This is a genomic window from Gordonia sihwensis NBRC 108236 (assembly GCF_000333035.1).
Classification (GTDB): domain Bacteria; phylum Actinomycetota; class Actinomycetes; order Mycobacteriales; family Mycobacteriaceae; genus Gordonia; species Gordonia sihwensis.
This window is the reverse complement of record NZ_BANU01000057.1, coordinates 1-1418: the sequence shown is the minus strand read 5'-3', so window position 1 is coordinate 1418 and position 1418 is coordinate 1. Positions and strand designations below refer to the sequence as shown.

Annotated in this window: 1 protein-coding gene; it reads right to left on the bottom strand. The window is 63.9% G+C overall.

Going from position 1 to position 1418, the window contains the following annotated elements; all coding sequences use genetic code 11:
- Positions 1-24 precede the first annotated feature (24 nt).
- On the bottom strand, positions 25-1107 hold the full coding sequence (locus GSI01S_RS19370) for an IS110 family RNA-guided transposase (RefSeq protein WP_244874931.1): 1083 nt from the start codon (positions 1105-1107) through the stop codon (positions 25-27).
- Between the last annotated feature and the right edge of the window lie 311 nt (positions 1108-1418).

Sequence of the window (1418 nt, the reverse complement as noted above, 5' to 3'; positions counted from 1 at the left end):
TTGAGCGAGACGCTTCTATGTTTGTCAAGCGGCGGTGGTGACTGCTCCGGGCTGGTTCAGGATCCGGTAGATGCGTCGGGCGAGGTAGCGTTTGAGGATGCGTCGGATCGCGCGGGGGCTCTTACCTTGTGTGATGCGGGCCGCGATGAATTCTTTGGTCTGTTGATCGCATCGACTGTTGGTGAGGACGATTGCGTGCAGTGCGCGGTTCAGCTGTCGGTCGCCACCTCGGTTGAGGCGTCGGTACTGTCGTTGTCCGGAGGATATTTCGATCGGGCTGACTCCGGCCAATGCCGCCCACGCGGCCTCTGACTTCACCCGTCCGCGGTAGGCCCACGCATTCAAGATCAGCCCGGCACTGATCGGTCCGACTCCGGGTAGTTCCAATAGCACCGGTGCGTGAGCGGCGACCAGTTCGCGCACGGCGGCCAGGTTCTGCGCGAGCTGGACGTGCAGTGCGACGATGCGCTGAGCTAACGTAATCACCTCGGCACGGGCGAACTGCTTTGCCCGGCTATCGCTTGGACGCTCGCGCCATCGGGCGATCTGCTTGACGATGGTCAGTGTGGGTTTGCCTCGCGCATCGATACCCAGGTCGTGCTCGCGCAGCAATGCCACCATGGCGTTGAACTGACGGGTCTTCTCCCGCGTCATCCGGTCCCGGGCCGGCAGCAGCGTCTTCAGGCATTCATGAAGGTCACCGGTGCGTGCATCGGCGAGGCCGTCGCTGGGGCGAGCGAGCATCGTCACCGCCGCCTTGTGTGCGTCGATCGCGTCGGTCTTCGAACCTCCTCGCTCCCGACGAGGCGAGGGCGCATCGACCACCCGGTACCCGGCCCGCAACAGTTCCCGCGTCAGACGGGTGCCGTACGAACTGCTGCCTTCGACGCTGATCAGCGTCTCGCGGATGCGAGTACCGGTACGACGCTCGATCCAGGCGATCGCCCGCCGCAACCCCGCCGACGAGGTCGGGAACGTGGCCTGATCGACGGTCCTGGCCGTGGCCGCCTCCACCAGGCAATACGAGTGCGTGGCGGCGTGAGTGTCGACTCCAACGACGAATCTGTAAACATCTGCAACGATTGACACTGCGGACTTCCTCCTCATCAACGGAACAGGATGGGTTCGCTGAACCGGTGGCCGCTTCTGAGGAGACCACCGCGTGGCGTCACTGTGATCGGTCACGACGCCTCCCCAGGGGCGTACCTGGCGAGGCGTCGGACAGGCTTCTGATCAAGCCAACGCGGCGGACAGGGCGGTCACCGGTTCGCCATCGATGAACGGACACGTCTTGCTGAAGGCACCCACAACGAGGCCAGCGGAGCGATGAGTCACGAACACAACGACGAACCCATAACCACCCTGCCAGTCAGCCCCAGGCCAACCACCCCAAACACTCACAGCGGAGCGAGTCGAAA